Raw genomic sequence first — 17,499 nt, forward strand, 5'->3', positions numbered from 1 at the left:
TGAATGAAAAGCCAAAAATAACAGATAATAACGCTGAGGTGATAAAAATGAATGTGTATATTAAGGTGGAAGAAAGTGTATGCATTGATCATAAAGAAATTAAAATGAAAGATATTATGTCTTTATACTGCACCGATAAAGATATGGAACAACAGATTAAGAATAAGAGTATTTATCATTTTATAGACAGAGGTAATCAGAGAAAATGTTTTTCAGTTCTTAAAGTGATCGAGAAGATCAAAGAAGTAGATAAAACGTTAGATGTGATAAATCTTGGACCGCAGGATTTTATTGTCTATTACAAAAAGAAACAAGATGAATCGAAGATCATGCATTATGGAAAAATCTTATTTGTGATGCTCGTTGCGTTTTTTGGTGCAAGCTTTTCAATCATGACATATAACACAGATGTTGGAATTGAGGAACTTTTTTATAATGTTTATGAAATGATCATGGGAAGTGCTCCAAATGGCCCGAATCTTCTTCATGTTTCATATACGATAGGTTTGGCAATAGGAATCATCATCTTTTTCAATCATGCAGGAAAGATCAAACTAAATGATGATCCGACACCATTTGAAGTGCAGATGCGGCTTTATGAAAGAGATGTAAATGATACATTAATGATTGATGCAGGCCGCAAAGAGGAGGAAGAAGATGTGGATTCGTAGTATACTTTTAATATTTTACGGATTATGTGCAGGAGGACTTATTGCAGCCAGTTTTCTCGCATTTTTAAGTATGCTGGGTGTGATTCCAAGACTTGCAGGCCTTACAAAAAGCATAAAGTATGCAAGAGCGTATGAAAGTTTCGTGGCAGCAGGAGGGATTCTTGGAACATTAGCATTTATCTACAGATGGTCGATAAGGGCTGGATACTGGTTGCTGGCAGCTTATGGAATCTTTGGAGGCATATTTATTGGATGTATGATCGGAGCATTGGCGGAGACGATCAAAAGTCTTCCGATTTTTTCAAGGAGATTAAAACTAAGGTCAGGGATTCCATATGTTATTTATGGAATTGCGCTAGGGAAAATGTTTGGATGCTATATGTATTTTTATATATTCCGTTAAATCAATCTATGAAAGGGTGGTTAAAATGAAAAAAGAACCGGATAAACAAGAATATCAGCAGATCGTAAAAAATCTTACACCAAAACATAACAGTTTATTAAATTGTGCAAAGGCATTTGTGGTTGGAGGTGTGTTTTGTGTTTTGGGTGAAATGATGAAGCAGACAATGATAACATATTTTGGCCTTTCTAAAAAAGATTCTCTGCTTTATGTGACGATTGAACTTGTTTTATTAAGTGTTATCTTAACAGGATTTAATTTATATGGGAAAATTACAAAATTTGGAGGCGCTGGAGGACTTGTACCGATCACAGGATTTGCTAATTCTGTAGCATCGGCAGCAATTGAGTACCAGAAAGAAGGACAGGTGTTTGGTATTGGTGTGAAAATCTTTACGATTGCAGGTCCGGTTATTTTATATGGAATTTTTTCATCATTTCTGGCAGGTCTTATTTATTTGTTTATAAAGCAGTGGGGGTGGTTTTTATGACAATGAGGAAAGGAATCCAAAGTATTGAATTTAGTAAGACACCATATATAAAAGGCTGGGCATCGGTTGCAGGACAGAAAGAAGGAGAAGGGCCATTAGGAAATGCGATCGATCAGATTATAGAAGATCCTTATTTTGGACAGAAAAGCTGGGAGCTTGCTGAAGGACGTTTTATGAAACAGGCCGCTATGCTTGCGATCAGTAAAGCAAGGCTTCACACAAAAGATATCCGGTATGCATTTGCTGGAGATCTTCTGGAACAGAACACAGCGACGTTTTCTGGTATGAAAGAGCTTGAAATCCCCTTGTTTGGTTTATTTGGGGCTTGTTCGACAGTAGGTGAGGCATTATCACTAGCGGCTATGAGTATTGCAGGAGACTTTGCAAAGCATGTACTTGCAGTTGCCTCAAGTCATATTGGAAGTGCGGAAAAACAGTTCCGTTTTCCTTTGGAATATGGGAATCAAAGACCGTTATCTTCAACATGGACAGTCACAGGTTCTGGAGGGTTTGTTGTATCAGATGAGAAGGGATCAGTAAAGATCAAGGGAATCACGACAGGAAAGATTGTAGATTATGGAATGGAAGATCCGATGAATATGGGAGCTTGTATGGCACCGGCTGCAGCGGAAGTGATCTATCAGCATTTTGTGGATTTTAATACAAAGCCAGAAGATTATGATGCGATTTATACAGGAGATCTTGGGGAAGTTGGAAAAAAGATCTTGCTTCATTTACTTCGTGAAAATGGTTATGATCTTTCAGGAGTATATGGAGATTGTGGAATTGAGATTTATGAAAGTGAAGAACAAGATACCCATTCAGGAGGTTCTGGGTGTGCATGTAGCGCAGTTGTGCTGGCAGCAATGATCATAAAGAAGATAACTGACGGAATATGGAAACGTGTATTATTTGTGCCGACAGGAGCATTGATGTCAAAGACAAGTTTTAATGAAGGGGAAAGTGTTGCTGGAATTGCGCATGCAATTGTTTTGGAAGGAGAAAATGAATAATGGAATATATCAGGGCATTTATCACAGGAGGAATCATCTGTATTCTTGTACAGATTCTTATGGATCATACGACACTGCAGCCTGGAAGGATCATGGTAATTTTAGTCATTGCAGGAGTTCTTCTTGGAGCGTTGGGAATTTATAAAAAAATCGAAGAATTTGGAGGGTGTGGGGCAACAGTTCCGCTGTCAGGATTTGGGTTCAGTTTGTGGAAAGGAATGAAAGAAGCAATTGATAAACATGGTTTTTTAGGATTGTTTGAAGGAGGCTTTACAGCAGCAGCTGTGGGAACATCTGCTGCATTGATTTTTTCATATCTTGCATCATTGATCTTTCAACCGAAGATAAAAAAATAAAAAACAGGGAATTCTTCTTTGAGGAATTCCCTGTTTTTTATTTTTTTGTTAATGCATTGTGCAGGAATTAGATTGATATTTTTTTGGAAGCAGGAATTTTGTATCTGCTGTTTTTCCGTGACTTCCATTTTTTCGGACGATATAAACTTTCTTGATACGTTCGGATTTAGGACATTTTTTATTGGCAAGTTTATCTGTTTTCTTGCAGATTTCAACAGCTACATGAGTATCACAAGTTTGTTTTGGAACAGTGCCTTTTTCAAAATATTCAGTGATGATACAATTACCGCGAGGGTCGTGGTCGCAGACTCCTTTGATGGCAAGTTTTCCAGACTCTTTACAAATCTTTGCCTTGACAATATTTGATGGTTTTGAGAAATTCTTAGTTTTCTCGGATTTTGTCTGTATGATCTGATTCATGATCTTTGCCCATAGTTTCTTATGTGTGTTTTCGGAATTGAAATTTGTATTGTTGTCGTATCCCATCCATATAGAAGCTGTGTGGTAAGGTGTATAACCGCTGAACCAGTAATCGTAATTGTTAGAGGTTGTACCAGTTTTTCCTGCAACAGCCATAGGAGAAGACAGTTTTGCGTCTTTACCAGTTCCTTTGGCAATGACATCCTTCATGGCATCGGTAAGCAGAAAAGCGGTGCTTGATTTCATAATCCGTTTCTTCGTTGGTTTGTTAGAAAGCAGGACATTTCCATTTTGATCGACAACCTTTGTATATAAAACAGGTTTATTATACATACCGCCATTGGCAATAGAAGCATAGGCAGCAGTTAATTCCATATTCGTGACACCATATGTCAGACCGCCAAGGGCTAATGACTGTGTGATATCCGTATATACGTTACCGTTAGATGTAAACTCATTGGAAACAAGTGTTGAAAAACCAAGTTTTGTAAGGTAATCAAAAGATGTCTTTGGTGTTACATCAGAAATAGTTTTTGCTGCGACAATATTCATTGATTGGGTGATCGCTTCACGGATCGTTGAATAACCTTTGTAACCTTTGTAATAATTATGCACCGGACGATTGGAATCGTTATAGTTGTATGGAGCGTCATCATAAACTGTTCCAAGTGTCATATGATTTTTATCAAGGGCTGGTAAAAATGCAGACAAAATCTTAAATGTTGATCCAGGCTGTCTGGTTGAAGTAGTAGCACGGTTTAGTGAAAGATCTGAAGTCTTCAGATCGCGTCCTCCAACTAAAGCTTCTACAGAACCATTTGACTGATTCATGATCGTTAAAGAAATTTGTGGCTGGATCGTTGGCTGTGAAGTCTCATCGATGATCATTGCACCTTTATCTTTTATATAATGTTTATATTTAGCGAGAGTTTCTTTTGCATCGGAAGCATTCTGGAAAACCAGGCTGTTTCCTAGTTTATGGGTCTTCATGTAATGAAGCAGATTATGTTCGGTGTAAGTATTTGTCTCTCCGGAAGCTGCACGCACCGTGAAAGAGCAGGTTAAAGCTACTTTTGTGGCTTTAGGATAGTTTGCTGGGTTGCTAGTGATACTGTCCGCGATATTTTGAATTGCAGTATCTTGTGTAGAATATATTTTTAATCCGCCACTGTAGATTGCACTGTAAGCTTTTGTCTCATCATACCCGAGTTTGCTTTTTAAGTCTTTTACAACTTGAAGGATCAGTGCATCTTCAAAATAAGAATTCGTGTTTTTCTTTGTTGTAGATGCAGCAGCATTTTTTTGAATTCTTGTGTATACATCATCACGAAGTGCTTCTCTATATTGAGATTTTGTGATATAATGTTGATCTAACATATTTTGTAAAACAAGTAATCTTCTGGAAGCGTTGCTTTCCGGATGAGTAATTGGATCTAAACGTGTAGGATTTTTTGTGATTCCTGCCAGAACCGCACATTCTGAAAGTGTCAGATCAGAGACATCTTTGTTAAAATATTTCTGAGATGCTGTCTGAACACCAAGAGTTCCTTCTCCAAGATTGATCGCATTCAAATATTCTTCCAATATATATTTCTTGGAAGCAATTTTCTCAAGTTCTAGTGCAAGAGACTGTTCTTTGATCTTACGTTCCAGACGTTCCATCATAGTTTTTTCAGGTTGGATTCCCAACAGATTATTCTTGATCAACTGCTGTGTGATCGTACTTCCCCCTTGGCTTAATGATTGGTTACGAATACCAAGGAAGGTAGCTCGAATGATCCCGTACAAATCAATACCATTATGGCTGTAAAACCGTTCATCCTCAATGGCAATAAATGCATGCTGGAGATCTTTGGGGATGGATGACAGAGGAGTATAAATTCTGTTAGAATCATGGTTTGATAAAGTTTTGATTGTCTGACCTTTATTATCATAGATCGTTGTGATATAGCCCTTGGAATGTACGGAATTTTTGGTGATCTGTGGAGTTGTCTTAAGGATACCACGAACAAATCCCACACCAAGGCCAAGACCGGCAACGATCAGGATAATGGAAACAATAAAAACATATTTAAAAAGAAAGAGAGAAACACTGGAATTCTTCCGTACTTTATCAGAAGAAAGAACTTTTCTCTGCTTCTCAATATTTTGTTTGGTGTATTTCATAATAAACCTCCTGATAAGCATTATACCAAATAAGAAAGTTCAAGTAAACCGGCCATGTAACATGCAAACAGAAGAATAATTAATAAGTGAGGAAATTATTATGAGTAACAATTACGAGAAAAAATTTATGGGGAAACAGGTGTTTTATGATGACAAAGCCAGGGAAAATGTAGTATCCTACTATTTAATGGAAGATCCAGTACATCAGATATATGGAGTGGCACTGAAAAAAAGTCAGGAAGATGCAGGATTGATCGAATGGGACAGTATACCGAAGATTACAGATTCAGCGGAAGTGATAGGACATATGATCAATAGTCTGATAAAATATAAAGTAACACCAATTTCATTAGCAGAATCATTAGATGAGATCATGATCAGGGAGGAAGAAAATGAGCAGTCAGAGATATAAGATTTTATACAAGGAAGGGGAAGCAGAGATTTCAGAGAAGAAATCAAGATTTATCGCACATATTGCACCAGCACAGACAGAAGAAGAAGCACAGGATTTTGTAGAAAAGATAAAGAAACAATACTGGGATGCCAGACATAACTGCTGGGCATATAGCATTGGAGAAAAACAGCCGGCATTAAGATGCAGCGATGATGGAGAACCAAGCGGAACAGCAGGAAAACCAATGCTAGAAGTATTGACAGGGCAAGAACTGCACAATGTAGTAGCAGTAGTCACAAGGTACTTTGGAGGCACTCTGCTTGGAACAGGAGGTCTGATTCGTGCATATACAAAGAGCACACAAGAAGGAATCAAAGCAAGCACCATAATTGAAAAATGTCTTGGTCAGAAAATGAGTTTAACATGTGACTATACAACATCAGGAAAGATACAGTATCTGACAGCAACAGATCATATTCCGGTGTTGGATACCATATATACAGATAACGTAACTTTTGAAATGATCATCCCAGTGGAAGATGTTGAAATGATGGAAAAGAAATTTATGGAAGCATCCATGGGAAAGGGAGTTCTTGAAAAAGGAGAAGAAAGTTATTATGCTGAAATTGATGGGGAGATAAAATTTAATTTGTAATTAGCCAACTGTAGATTTCGAGTATATGATAAAAAATCTTTCATCTTCCGTTAACGAATATAAAACTTATCAGCAAATACCGTTTAACATACACACTATGTAGTGATTTGAATAGCGTTCCGTTGTATAAGTCAGAAAGAAGATAAGAAGAAATATTTATAAGAAAAAAAGGATGACAACATGAGCACTTTTTGAATGCGTTGTGTCATCCTTTTTTTCTTATAAATATTTCTTCTTATCTTCTTTCTGACTCATACATGCAACACTACCTGCAAATCAGAATTTACTGATCAAGCCGGTTTACCGCACTGATTAATGCTAATACAGAAGCTGTAATAATATCTTCATGAATACCAGCTCCCCAAGTAATTGTTCCATTAGGTTCCTGAACACCAACATAAGCACAAGCTTGTGAATTAGAACCAACATTTAAAGCGTGTTCCTGATAAGTAATGATAGAATAATGCATATCACTGTGTCTCTGTAATGCATTACTTACAGCATCCAGACGACCATTTCCTTTACCATGGTAAAGTTTAGGAACACCAGATTTATCCAAGGAGATTTCTGTTTCGATTCCACCATCTTTTTGTACGAAATGTACTTCTTTTAATTTGCAAGAATCATCGATGTTTACATAAACTTCTTTAAATACCTTTAAGATATCTCGAGGAACTAATTCCTGATGACGTTTGTCGGACACATCTTTGATTGTGTAGCCAACATCTTCACGCATCTTTCCAGGAATATGGAATCCAAAGTTTTCTTCTAGTACATAGCTGATGCCACCTTTACCGGACTGGCTGTTGATACGGATAACATCACTTTCGTATTCGCGTCCAACGTCGTGCGGATCGATTGGAAGGTATGGAATATTCCAGTGATCTGGATGTTTTTCTTCTCTCCAATGCATACCTTTGGCGATGGCATCCTGATGAGATCCAGAGAATGCGGCGAATACCAGCTGACCTGTATATGGCTGGCGTTCGTAAACAGACATTCTTGTTAATCTTTCATAGGCTTTTGTAAGTTCTGGTAAGTTGGAAAAGTCCAGTTTTGGATCAATACCATGTGTATACATATTTAATGCAAGAGTGATAACATCAACGTTACCTGTACGTTCTCCATTTCCAAATAAAGTACCTTCGACACGATCAGCACCTGCAAGTAGGGCAAGTTCGGTGTCTGCAACACCACATCCGCGGTCATTATGTGGATGAAGAGATAATACAACATTTTCACGATACTTCATATGTTTACTCATATATTCAATCTGACTTGCGTATACGTGTGGCAGAGAAAGTTGTACAGTAACGGGAAGGTTGATGATAACTTTCCAGTCTGGACGAGGTTGCCATACGTCAAGAACTGCATTACATACATCTAATGCATAGTCGATTTCAGTACCAGTAAAACTTTCAGGAGAATATTCAAATAAGAAATTACCTTCTGTTTCATCTGCCAGACGTTTTAATAATTTGGCTCCGTCAGTAGCAATCTTCATGATTTCTTCTTTAGATTTCTTAAATACCTGCTCGCGCTGCGCAACGGAAGTAGAGTTATATACATGAACGATTGCTTTTTTAGCACCTTTCAAGGCTGCAAAAGTTTTTTTGATAATATGTTCTCTGGCTTGTGTTAAAACCTGAATTGTAACATCATCAGGAATCAGGTCATTTTCAATCAATGTACGAAGAAATGTATATTCTGTTTCAGATGCAGCAGGGAAACCAACTTCAATTTCTTTGAAACCAACTTTAACTAAGTATTTAAAGAATTCAACCTTTTCATCAAGACTCATTGGAATGATCAGTGCCTGGTTTCCATCACGAAGGTCAACACTACACCATGTAGGTGCCTTAGTGATATATTCCTTCTTTGTCCATTCAAGGGACGTTTCAGGTGGCATAAAATATTGTCTTTCATATTTGTTTGGGTTCATCATTGCTGTGAAGCTCCTTTCAAAATTAATAATTGTTGTAGGCATGTGTTTTCAGTATATATAGATGAATCGCGGTAAAAATACATGATAGAAAGATGAAATAATCTTCTATAACATAAAAAAAGCTCCGAATCTGATCCTTATAAGGATAGAGACGAAGAAACTTCCGCGGTACCACTCTAATTCACGTTATTAAAAAACGTGCACTTTTTACTGATACGGGTTATAAAACCGATATCTCTCCATTATAACGGTTGGACTCCGGCAATACCTACTATAAGTTCAGCATGCTACTCAAAGGCGAGTTCAAATATCATCAACAATTGCTTCACACCATCCAGCAACTCTCTGAATATCTCAAATATTCTACTATTCCTTATCATTGTATTTAAATCATTTACAATAATGACAATCTAACATAAAATTAAGAAAGTGTCAACTGTAAAAGTGTAAAATGTGAGTGTAACTATTTTTATAAAGACCTCTTTTATGGAAAAGAAAATTATGATAAAGTAAAACAGATTAATGGAGGAGAGAAACATGCGATTTTTTGAATATTTAAAAAAACAGGAACCTTCTAAAGAAAATGAAGAAGCAAGAAAACGGATTTACAAATTGCATCAATTAGAAGGAAGTCTTACTTATATTGAACGAATGGAACAAATAGAAGAAGGAAAAGGTTCCATGGAGGTTGAATTTGTCAGAGGAGAACTGAGGGAAGGAATGGCACTTTGTTTTTATGATAATCAGGGAAAAGAATCTGGGAGAGGAGAGATTCTCGAGATTTATATAGGAAAGGGAGAGGATAAAGGAAGATTTTCTGAACAAGGAAATAAAGGAAAAATCGTATTTGAGTATTGGCAACCTGTGACAGAGCGATTTTGGAATAGTCAGTACCTAAAAGAATTGACTCTGGGAAAATAAAATAAAAAAATTTAAAAAAAGTGTTGACAGATGTCGTAATGCTATGATAATATAAATGAGCTGTCGCATTGATGGGGTATCGCCAAGTGGTAAGGCACAGGATTCTGACTCCTGCACCGCTGGTTCGAGTCCAGCTACCCCAGTTAAGGGTGTGTAGCTCAGGTGGTAGAGCACTTGACTTTTAATCAAGTTGTCCGGGGTTCGAATCCCCGCACGCTCAGTAGATAAGCATGATTTAAGAATTAACTTAGATCATGTTTTTTTATTTTGCAGGAAAGTTTGATGAAATTCCCTATGAAATAAATGATTAATGATAAAGAAAAACTGGCATTAAAATGGATGCCAGTTTTTCTTTATTTTTTGATGTAAGGCGCGATTGCTTCTGTAATTTCGTCAATTTCATCATTTCCGTGTACAGTTAATGTCAAAGGTTGTGTCAGATCAAGGCTGAAGATTCCCATGATAGATTTTGCATTGACGATATATCTTCCAGAGGACAGATCAATCTCAGATGTAAAATGTGCGATCATGTTTGCAAAAGCATTCACTTCTGCAATGGAATCAAGTGAAATTGTAAAATTTGTTTCCACGTTGAAACCTCCTTATGATATTTGATTTCTTTTATCCTACAATTTTTTGAATCGAAAGTCAAATTCGATAGATTAGAGAAAAAAAGTATGGTAAAATAAAAAACAATGGAGGACATGAAATGACGGAAAAACAAAAAATGCTGATGGGAATCATATACAATGCAGAAGAAACTTCTTTGATTGAAGAGAGGAATCGTGCAAAATCCCTGACAAAACAATATAATGAAAGCCGCCAGGAAGATAGGGACTATAGAAAATATTTAATGGGACAGATTTTCGGGAAATTAGGTCAGAATGTTCATTTAGAAGCACCATTTTATCTGGATTATGGATATCGAACAACGATCGGAGATGATTTTTTTTCAAACTTCAATCTGACGATTCTTGATGGAGGTGGCGTCGAGATTGGTAATCGTGTTTTTATAGGGCCGAATGTTGGAATTTATACGGTCAATCATCCAACGGATGCCAGAAGACGTGAAAAAGGATATGAATGGGCACTTCCAGTAAAGATTGGGAATAAAGTCTGGATTGGAGGTGGAGTAACGATTCTTCCAGGTGTGACGATTGGAGATAATACAGTCATAGCAGCAGGAAGTGTCGTGACACAAGATGTTCCAGCTAATGTTGTGGCAGCAGGGAATCCTTGTAAAGTAATCAAAGAAGCAGAAAAAGGAGACAGGTATGGGATTATTGACAAGAAAGACGGAGAGTAATCCGTTGGGCAAGAATATTGATCAATTATTAGATGAGATGAATCATGAGAAAGAAGAAGCCAAAGAAGGAACGTATGAAGATTCTTTGAAGAAGATAGAAGAACGGATCAAAGAACTAGGGATTCTTGATAGTGAAAATGATGAATAAATAGAGAGACACAGATATCATGTATAGATATCTGTGTTTTTGTTTGATAGGAAATTTTGGTGAAATCCTTCTAGAAAGATAAAAATCATAGAAAAAAGTATTTTCAATTCCTTTATTGTTAACTTTAATAATAAAACGGTTGACAATCTAAAGTTAACAATCTATAATAACAATAAAATCAGAAAAATGATAAAAAAGAGGAGAACTTATTATGAGACAACAGACGATGAAAATTCAGGATCTTACATTGATCGCGTTAATGGCAGCTTTAACTTGTATTTTGGGACCAATGTCAATCACACTGCCATTTACACCAGTACCAATCTCATTTACCAATCTGGTAATTTATTTTTCAATCATGGTTATTGGAATGAAACGTGGAACGATCAGCTATCTTGTATATTTATTGATCGGAGCTGTAGGACTTCCAGTGTTTTCAGGGTTTAGCGGAGGACTTGCCAAACTTGCAGGACCGACAGGAGGATATTTGGTTGGATTTATCTTTTTGGCATTGATCAGTGGATTTTTTACAGAAAAATTTTCTAATAACGTCATAATGACAGCAATCGGTATGATTTTGGGAACAACGGTAACTTATACATTTGGAACGATCTGGCTTTGTGCACAGATGCATTTAACATTCATTCAGGGATTATATGCAGGTGTCATTCCATATCTTCCAGGAGATGCAGCTAAGATTATTGTTGCGATCATTGCAGGAAGTGCTGTGAAGAAAGCAGTTGTAAAAGCAAGAGTGTTACCAGAATAAGAATAAATACTTTGTATGAAAAATAAGAATCAGTTGACATTTTGCATGAAAAAGCATAAACTATTCGTAGTTAAATGCAATGAACAGAATTAGTACAGATAATTTGGAACTGTCAGAGAGAAGCTGTCACCGGCTGAAAGCAGCTTTGAGGAAAGATATCTGGAATGCATCTGGGAGCAGACAAGATGAATCAAGTAGTTTTGTACGTCGCCGGCGTTAACGGATTTAAGTGAAGGCATTTTGATCGGATGATACCAATCAGGTATACAGTAAGAAGGTCAGAAGCTTTTAAAAGAGTGGAACCGCGGATATACTTCGTCTCTTTATATAGAGACGAAGTTTTTTGTTTTTTGAGAGATCAATAAAATAAAAAGTCCTGTAAATTACATACTATATATTGGAGGTTTAGAAGCTATGATGGGTTTTCGAGAATTTGCGAAAAGCCAATATGATACGATCAAACTAAGAGATCCTGCGTTAAGGGAAGAGAAAGAAGTTTTTTTGTATCCTTATGTGAAGGCACTGTATTGGCATCGAGTTGCACACGAATTATATAAGAAGGGAGAGTTTTATAAAGCTAGAAAGATTTCGCAGAAATGGGCGAGAAAGACTGGAATTGAAATTCACCCAGGTGCACAGATCGGGGAAGGATTCTTCATTGACCATGGGCATGGAGTGGTCATTGGAGAGACAACGATCATCGGAAATAATGTAACCTTATATCAGGGCGTTACATTGGGCGGAACTGGAAATGAAACAGGGAAACGTCATCCAACGATCGAAGATAATGTTATGATCAGTTCTGGTGCTAAAGTTTTAGGTTCTATTACAATTGGGAAGAATTCAAAGATTGGGGCTGGAAGTGTTGTAGTATCTGATGTGCCACCGAACTCTACGGTTGTCGGAGTTCCTGGAAAAGTTGTCAAACAGGATGGAGAGAGAGTAAACCGCATTCAGAGTCTGGTACTTGATCAGATCGATCTTCCAAACCCTGTGGATATGGATATTGAGAAACTTGCAAGAGAAAACGCAGAATTACGACAGGCATTAGAGACGTTTATTATACATTACCAGAATTCAGAAGCAATCAGAAGGGAAAATAAAAAATGAAAATTTACAATACACTGACAAGACAAAAAGAAGAATTTGTACCGGTTCATCCGGGAAAAGTTGGAATGTACGTGTGCGGACCAACTGTTTATAATTATATCCATATCGGAAATGCAAGACCGATGATCATTTTTGATACTGTCCGCCGTTACTTTGAATATAAAGGTTATGAAGTAAATTATGTTTCAAATTTTACAGATGTTGATGATAAGATCATCAAGAAGGCAAATGAAGAAGGTGTGACAGCGACAGAGATCGCAGAAAGATATATCAAAGAATGTAAACAGGATATGGAAGCTTTAAATATTAAACCTGCCACACATCAGCCAAGAGCAACAGAAGAAATTGGTGGGATGATCAAGATGATCCAGACGCTGATCGAAAAAGGGCATGCATATGAAGTTGATGGAACTGTTTACTTTAAGACAAGATCCTTTAAAGATTATGGAAAACTTTCTAAGAAAAATATCGATGATCTGGAAGCGGGACATCGAGAGATCAAAGTAACAGGAGAAGAAGGAAAGAAAGATCCACTGGATTTCGTATTATGGAAACCAAAGAAAGAGGGAGAAATCGCATGGGATTCTCCATGGGGAGAAGGAAGACCAGGATGGCATATTGAGTGTTCCGAGATGTCAAAGAAATACATTGGAGATACGATCGATATCCATGCAGGTGGAGAAGACTTGATCTTCCCTCATCATGAAAATGAGATCGCACAAAGTGAAGCATGCAACGATGAGAAGTTTGCAAATTACTGGATGCATAATGGATTTTTAAATATTAATAATAAGAAGATGTCCAAATCCGCAGGAAACTTTTTTACAGTCCGTGAGATTGGAGAAAAATATCCATTACAGGTGATCCGTTTCTTTATGTTAAGTGCACATTACAGAACACCATTAAATTTCAGTGATACATTAGTAGAAAGCGCTAAAACTGGATTAGATCGTATCTTAACAGCAATTGATCTGTGCAGAGAGATGGCGGCGAAAGAAGAAACAGGATCACTAAGTGATGCAGAAAAAGAACATTTTGCAAAGGTAGAAGCACTTGTAAAGAAATTTGAAGATGCGATGGAAGATGACTTTAACACAGCTGATGCCGTTTCTGCAATCTTTGAGATCGTACGTGAATCAAACTCAACGGTAAAAGATTTCAGTGCGGATTACGCAAAGAAAGTCTTAAAAGTTTTAGAAGATCTATGTGGAGTTCTTGGAATTGAGACAACAAAAGAAGAAGAAATCTTAGATGAAGAGATTGAGAAATTGATCGAAGAACGTCAGGCAGCAAGAAAGAACAAAGATTTTGCAAGAGCTGATGAGATCAGAGATCAGTTATTAGAACAGGGTATCGTATTAAAAGATACAAGAGAAGGTGTAAAATGGAGCAGAGCTTAGTTAATAAGATCAAAGAAGGATTGTCTCTTGAAGGATTAGATCCAAAAAGTTACTCGCCATTATCTCTTGCTTATATCGGAGATGCAATCTATGAGATCGTAATTCGAACGATCGTTATGTCTGCTGGAAATATGAGTGTTAATAAATATCATAAAAAATCAAGCAGTATGGTAAAAGCTTCTGCGCAAAAAGAAGTGTTTGAAAAGATAGAGCCATTTTTGACAGACGAGGAGATGGCAGTTTACAAACGCGGGAGAAATTCAAAATCAGGTTCTGTGGCGAAGAATGCATCTATGATGGATTATAGAAAAGCAACAGGAGTAGAAGCGTTAGTCGGATATTTATATTTGGCAGGAGATATGGACCGCATCATCGAATTGATCGGGATCGGTTTTGATTTAAATAAGAAAAAAGAAATAGGAGAAAAACATGAATCATAAAGAAGATCTGATCGCGGGGCGTAATGCCGTGATCGAGGCTTTGAGAGCAAAGAAACCAATTGATAAGATTTTTGTACTGGACGGATGCCAAGATGGACCAATCCGCACGATCGTAAGAGAGGCAAAGAAAACAGACGCGATTCTTAAATTTGTAGACAAAGAGCGTCTAAACCAGTTGACAAATGAGCATCATCAGGGTGTTGTAGCAATTGTAGCAGCATATGAATATGGAACAATAGATGACCTATTTAAGAGAGCAGAAGAAAAGGGAGAAGATCCTTTCTTTATCTTACTTGATGGAATTGAAGATCCACATAATCTTGGTGCGATCATTCGTACAGCAAATCTTGCAGGAGCGCACGGAGTGATCATTCCAAAACATCGTGCTGTTGGAATCACACCAACTGTAGCAAAGACGTCAGCAGGAGCGATCAATTATACTCCGGTAGTGAAAGTTACAAATATTGGAAAAGCAATGGATGAGTTAAAAGAACGCGGTATGTGGTTTGCATGTGCAGATATGGATGGAGAAGTGATCTATCGACAGAATCTGACAGGATCCATCGGTCTTGTGATTGGAAACGAAGGAAGCGGTGTTAGTCGACTTGTAAAAGAAAAATGTGACTTTATTTCATCAATTCCGATGAAAGGAGATATTGATTCTCTGAATGCATCAGTAGCAGCCGGAGTTCTGGCATTTGAAGTTGTAAGACAACGACTGGGAAAATAATAATGAATGAATTAAGAACAATTTCTGATGAGGAATTGCTAAGACAGATCCATGGTGGCAGTGATGACGCCATGGAGTGTCTATTAGAGAAATATCGGGATATGGTAAGAAAAGAGGCGAGGAAATTTTTCCTTGCAGGTGGGGATGAAGAAGATCTGATACAGGAAGGTATGATCGGACTTTTTAAGGCGATCACATCTTATCAGGAAGGGAAAAGTACTTCATTTTCGACATTTGCATATTTGTGTGTGCATAGACAGATCTATACAACGATCACAGCATTTAATAGAAAAAAACATATTCCATTGAATACGTCGATTTCTTTGTTTGAATATAAAGATCAAGGGAATGAGTTTGCACTTGATGAAATCTTAGAGAATCCTGATGAGACACCAGAGGAGAGTTTGCTTCGAAAAGAAGAGATTAAAGATTATTATCAAAAGATCAATCAGAAATTAAGTAAATTTGAAAAACAGGTTATGTATTACTATCTGAATGGGGATAATTATACAGTGATCGCAAAGAAGCTTGGGAAAACTGATAAATCAATTGATAATGCGATTCAAAGAATTCGAAAAAAGATTAAAAGTGATGAAAGAAAATAGTTGATACAATGAAAAATGGCTTAAAACATAAGTTTTAAGCCAATCTTGTATAAGCTGCTGACGGGAGTTGAACCCGTGACCTCCTCACTACCAATGAGGTGCGCTACCTCCTGTGCCACAGCAGCAGAACCGATTAATAATTTATCATGAAAATGAAACACTGTCAATAGAATTCATAAAATAAAGGGAAAATCAGATGATAAAGTGGTATAAGGGAAAAAAGAGATGGATCAGTATGATTTTGTGTCTTATCATTTGTATGCAGACAACGATAAAGATACAGGCAGCTGCGCCAGGATATTTTGATAATCCGCAGACGATTTATAACGAATTTAAAGGAAAAATCGTTGATATATCATATGAGAAACAATATGCATTTTTGAAAAATAAAATGAATGTGTATGAGAATTCTTCAGGTTCTAAAAAAATTGCATCTGCACCGAAATATTCAGGGATTATTGTTGTAAGCAAAGCATCCGGATATTTACAGGTTATTTATGAGAAAAAGAAAGGATATGGCATCGGATGGATTGAAAAAAGTAGGTATCATAAAGAAGCGATTGCTTACAATGGAAGCGAAAAACAATTGATTGGAAATGGAAAGTATTGGGTACAGAATAAAAAAACAAAAGAAGGTATAGACATAACAATTACATTTTCAGGAAACCAGCAGTATAAATTCCAGACAGAAGATAAATATTTGAAATCTCAGGATACGAACTGGGAACTGGTAAGAGAATATGATCATTTATATATAAAAAATGTGAAAGAAGATAAATATCTTTCCATAGATCAGGATGGAAACCTTGTGTTAGTGAAACATGGAGATATAAAAAATAACTTCCAAAAAACAGATAAAGAGGCGGGAAATGAGACAATGCAGTGGCAGTTTATTCGCCTTCAGAATAAAAATGTGACACCATATAGAAACTTTATGCAGTTTGATCCGGCATGGGCAAGAAAAGATTATGGAAATGTTTCAGACTACAGCGGGAAAATGGCGGCAGCAGGATGTGGAGTTGTAGCGATTACCAATGCAGTTTATGCATTAAATGGACAGTTTGTAGATCCTATGCTCTTTGCAGATTTTGCAGTAAAAAAACATTACAGGATCATAGGTTCAGGAACACAGGATGGGGTCTTTAAAGGAGCAGCCAAAGAATTCGGAGAGGCCTATGGATTTTCTTATGTAAAAACAAGTTACAGTCTCTCTGAAGTCAGAGACTATCTGCAGAAAGGATATGTTGCGATTTCACATGTACCAGGTCATTATGTGACGATCGCAGATTTTAATCCGAAAACGAAAAAATATCTGGTGCTAGATTCACATCCGATTAAAAGCAGACCGACAAGTTCTTTTGGAAACTGGTTTAAAAGAGAAAGAGTCCAAAGAGGGGGACTTACTTCTTCAGCATTTTACATTTATGGGACAAGAGTCCGCACAACAGAGATTGACCGGGTGAAAAATATACAGTTCCAGAAAGAGTTATTTAACTTTATGATGTTGTTACGATAAGAATGTGTTATAATGATAAGGTATAAAGATTAAATGAAGAA

20 protein-coding genes, 3 tRNA genes and 2 other annotated features are annotated in these 17,499 nt (G+C 36.9%); of the genes, 19 read left to right on the forward strand and 4 right to left on the reverse strand.

The window, feature by feature from the left end:
* Positions 1-47: 47 nt before the first annotated feature.
* From KE503_RS08000 to spoVAE, 5 genes are read left to right on the forward strand one after another with little or no spacing between them, the layout of a single operon-like run.
* Positions 48-671: a stage V sporulation protein AA gene (locus KE503_RS08000; protein WP_022375704.1), complete on the forward strand. Its 624-nt coding sequence runs from the start codon at positions 48-50 to the stop codon at positions 669-671.
* Entirely contained in the window at positions 658-1,074 is a 417-nt protein-coding gene (locus KE503_RS08005; RefSeq protein ID WP_022375705.1) for a stage V sporulation protein AB, read from the forward strand. The genes KE503_RS08000 and KE503_RS08005 overlap by 14 nt, the downstream gene beginning before the upstream one ends.
* 25 nt (positions 1,075-1,099) lie before the next feature.
* Positions 1,100-1,564 carry a stage V sporulation protein AC gene (spoVAC, locus tag KE503_RS08010; RefSeq protein WP_022375706.1) on the forward strand — a complete coding sequence of 155 codons (465 nt, stop codon included), beginning with the start codon at positions 1,100-1,102 and terminating at the stop codon, positions 1,562-1,564.
* Positions 1,561-2,577 (forward strand): stage V sporulation protein AD, encoded by a 1,017-nt coding sequence (gene spoVAD / locus KE503_RS08015; protein WP_117945068.1) that lies wholly within the window; start codon positions 1,561-1,563, stop codon positions 2,575-2,577. Before spoVAC ends, spoVAD begins: the two co-directional genes overlap by 4 nt.
* The gene (spoVAE, locus tag KE503_RS08020) at positions 2,577-2,933 is read left to right on the forward strand and encodes a stage V sporulation protein AE (RefSeq protein WP_117945069.1); all 357 of its coding nucleotides are present in this window, start codon (positions 2,577-2,579) and stop codon (positions 2,931-2,933) included. Before spoVAD ends, spoVAE begins: the two co-directional genes overlap by 1 nt.
* A gap of 48 nt (positions 2,934-2,981) precedes the next feature.
* On the opposite strand, the gene KE503_RS08025 is transcribed toward spoVAE, so the two are convergent.
* Positions 2,982-5,519 (reverse strand): transglycosylase domain-containing protein, encoded by a 2,538-nt coding sequence (locus KE503_RS08025; RefSeq protein WP_022375709.1) that lies wholly within the window; start codon positions 5,517-5,519, stop codon positions 2,982-2,984.
* Between the two features lie 100 nt (positions 5,520-5,619).
* On the opposite strand from KE503_RS08025, the gene KE503_RS08030 reads away from it, so the two are divergent.
* Both KE503_RS08030 and KE503_RS08035 read left to right on the forward strand, forming a co-directional pair.
* Positions 5,620-5,931 (forward strand): DUF6514 family protein, encoded by a 312-nt coding sequence (locus KE503_RS08030; protein WP_022375710.1) that lies wholly within the window; start codon positions 5,620-5,622, stop codon positions 5,929-5,931.
* Positions 5,912-6,568 (forward strand): YigZ family protein, encoded by a 657-nt coding sequence (locus tag KE503_RS08035; RefSeq protein ID WP_117945071.1) that lies wholly within the window; start codon positions 5,912-5,914, stop codon positions 6,566-6,568. Before KE503_RS08030 ends, KE503_RS08035 begins: the two co-directional genes overlap by 20 nt.
* Before the next feature lie 283 nt (positions 6,569-6,851).
* Here the strand turns inward: KE503_RS08035 and KE503_RS08040 are convergent, their stop codons facing one another.
* The gene (locus tag KE503_RS08040; RefSeq protein ID WP_212384946.1) at positions 6,852-8,513 is read right to left on the reverse strand and encodes a 2-isopropylmalate synthase; all 1,662 of its coding nucleotides are present in this window, start codon (positions 8,511-8,513) and stop codon (positions 6,852-6,854) included.
* 144 nt (positions 8,514-8,657) lie between these two features.
* Positions 8,658-8,902, reverse strand: a binding site (T-box leader).
* A gap of 148 nt (positions 8,903-9,050) precedes the next feature.
* Between KE503_RS08040 and KE503_RS08045 the strand changes: the two genes are divergently transcribed.
* The 3 genes from KE503_RS08045 to KE503_RS08055 all read left to right on the forward strand — a co-directional run bounded on the left by KE503_RS08045 (position 9,051) and on the right by KE503_RS08055 (position 9,654).
* A complete protein-coding gene (locus KE503_RS08045; RefSeq protein WP_022375713.1) occupies positions 9,051-9,434 on the forward strand; it encodes a hypothetical protein in 384 nt (127 codons plus the stop codon).
* A 72-nt stretch (positions 9,435-9,506) separates the two neighbouring features.
* Positions 9,507-9,577, forward strand: a tRNA-Gln gene (locus KE503_RS08050).
* Between the two features lie 4 nt (positions 9,578-9,581).
* Positions 9,582-9,654: transfer RNA gene (locus KE503_RS08055), tRNA-Lys, on the forward strand.
* Between the two features lie 133 nt (positions 9,655-9,787).
* On the opposite strand, the gene KE503_RS08060 is transcribed toward KE503_RS08055, so the two are convergent.
* Positions 9,788-10,024 (reverse strand): HPr family phosphocarrier protein, encoded by a 237-nt coding sequence (locus KE503_RS08060; RefSeq protein WP_081020062.1) that lies wholly within the window; start codon positions 10,022-10,024, stop codon positions 9,788-9,790.
* A 119-nt stretch (positions 10,025-10,143) separates the two neighbouring features.
* On the opposite strand from KE503_RS08060, the gene KE503_RS08065 reads away from it, so the two are divergent.
* From KE503_RS08065 to KE503_RS08100, 8 genes are all read left to right on the forward strand, one after another.
* A complete protein-coding gene (locus KE503_RS08065) occupies positions 10,144-10,740 on the forward strand; it encodes a sugar O-acetyltransferase (RefSeq protein WP_055197393.1) in 597 nt (198 codons plus the stop codon).
* On the forward strand, positions 10,709-10,888 hold the full coding sequence (locus tag KE503_RS08070; RefSeq protein WP_022375395.1) for a hypothetical protein: 180 nt from the start codon (positions 10,709-10,711) through the stop codon (positions 10,886-10,888). The genes KE503_RS08065 and KE503_RS08070 overlap by 32 nt, the downstream gene beginning before the upstream one ends.
* 211 nt (positions 10,889-11,099) lie before the next feature.
* Positions 11,100-11,657 (forward strand): biotin transporter BioY, encoded by a 558-nt coding sequence (locus KE503_RS08075; RefSeq protein WP_212384947.1) that lies wholly within the window; start codon positions 11,100-11,102, stop codon positions 11,655-11,657.
* 70 nt (positions 11,658-11,727) lie between these two features.
* Positions 11,728-11,983: a binding site (T-box leader), on the forward strand.
* A 91-nt stretch (positions 11,984-12,074) separates the two neighbouring features.
* Positions 12,075-12,767 (forward strand): serine O-acetyltransferase EpsC, encoded by a 693-nt coding sequence (gene epsC / locus KE503_RS08080; RefSeq protein ID WP_212384990.1) that lies wholly within the window; start codon positions 12,075-12,077, stop codon positions 12,765-12,767.
* Positions 12,764-14,167 (forward strand): cysteine--tRNA ligase, encoded by a 1,404-nt coding sequence (gene cysS, locus KE503_RS08085; protein WP_022375392.1) that lies wholly within the window; start codon positions 12,764-12,766, stop codon positions 14,165-14,167. Before epsC ends, cysS begins: the two co-directional genes overlap by 4 nt.
* On the forward strand, positions 14,152-14,607 hold the full coding sequence (locus KE503_RS08090; protein ID WP_022375391.1) for a Mini-ribonuclease 3: 456 nt from the start codon (positions 14,152-14,154) through the stop codon (positions 14,605-14,607). The genes cysS and KE503_RS08090 overlap by 16 nt, the downstream gene beginning before the upstream one ends.
* On the forward strand, positions 14,597-15,337 hold the full coding sequence (gene rlmB / locus KE503_RS08095) for a 23S rRNA (guanosine(2251)-2'-O)-methyltransferase RlmB (RefSeq protein ID WP_212384948.1): 741 nt from the start codon (positions 14,597-14,599) through the stop codon (positions 15,335-15,337). Before KE503_RS08090 ends, rlmB begins: the two co-directional genes overlap by 11 nt.
* Positions 15,338-15,339: 2 nt before the next feature.
* Positions 15,340-15,942 (forward strand): sigma-70 family RNA polymerase sigma factor, encoded by a 603-nt coding sequence (locus KE503_RS08100; RefSeq protein ID WP_022375389.1) that lies wholly within the window; start codon positions 15,340-15,342, stop codon positions 15,940-15,942.
* 52 nt (positions 15,943-15,994) lie between these two features.
* On the opposite strand, the gene KE503_RS08105 is transcribed toward KE503_RS08100, so the two are convergent.
* A tRNA-Thr gene (locus KE503_RS08105) sits at positions 15,995-16,067 on the reverse strand.
* A gap of 71 nt (positions 16,068-16,138) precedes the next feature.
* On the opposite strand from KE503_RS08105, the gene KE503_RS08110 reads away from it, so the two are divergent.
* Positions 16,139-17,458, forward strand: coding sequence for a C39 family peptidase (locus KE503_RS08110; protein ID WP_249183008.1), 1,320 nt, complete (start codon positions 16,139-16,141; stop codon positions 17,456-17,458).
* Positions 17,459-17,499 lie beyond the last annotated feature (41 nt).

This window comes from Anaerostipes sp. Marseille-Q3525 (assembly GCF_018223505.1).
Lineage (GTDB): Bacteria > Bacillota > Clostridia > Lachnospirales > Lachnospiraceae > Anaerostipes > Anaerostipes amylophilus.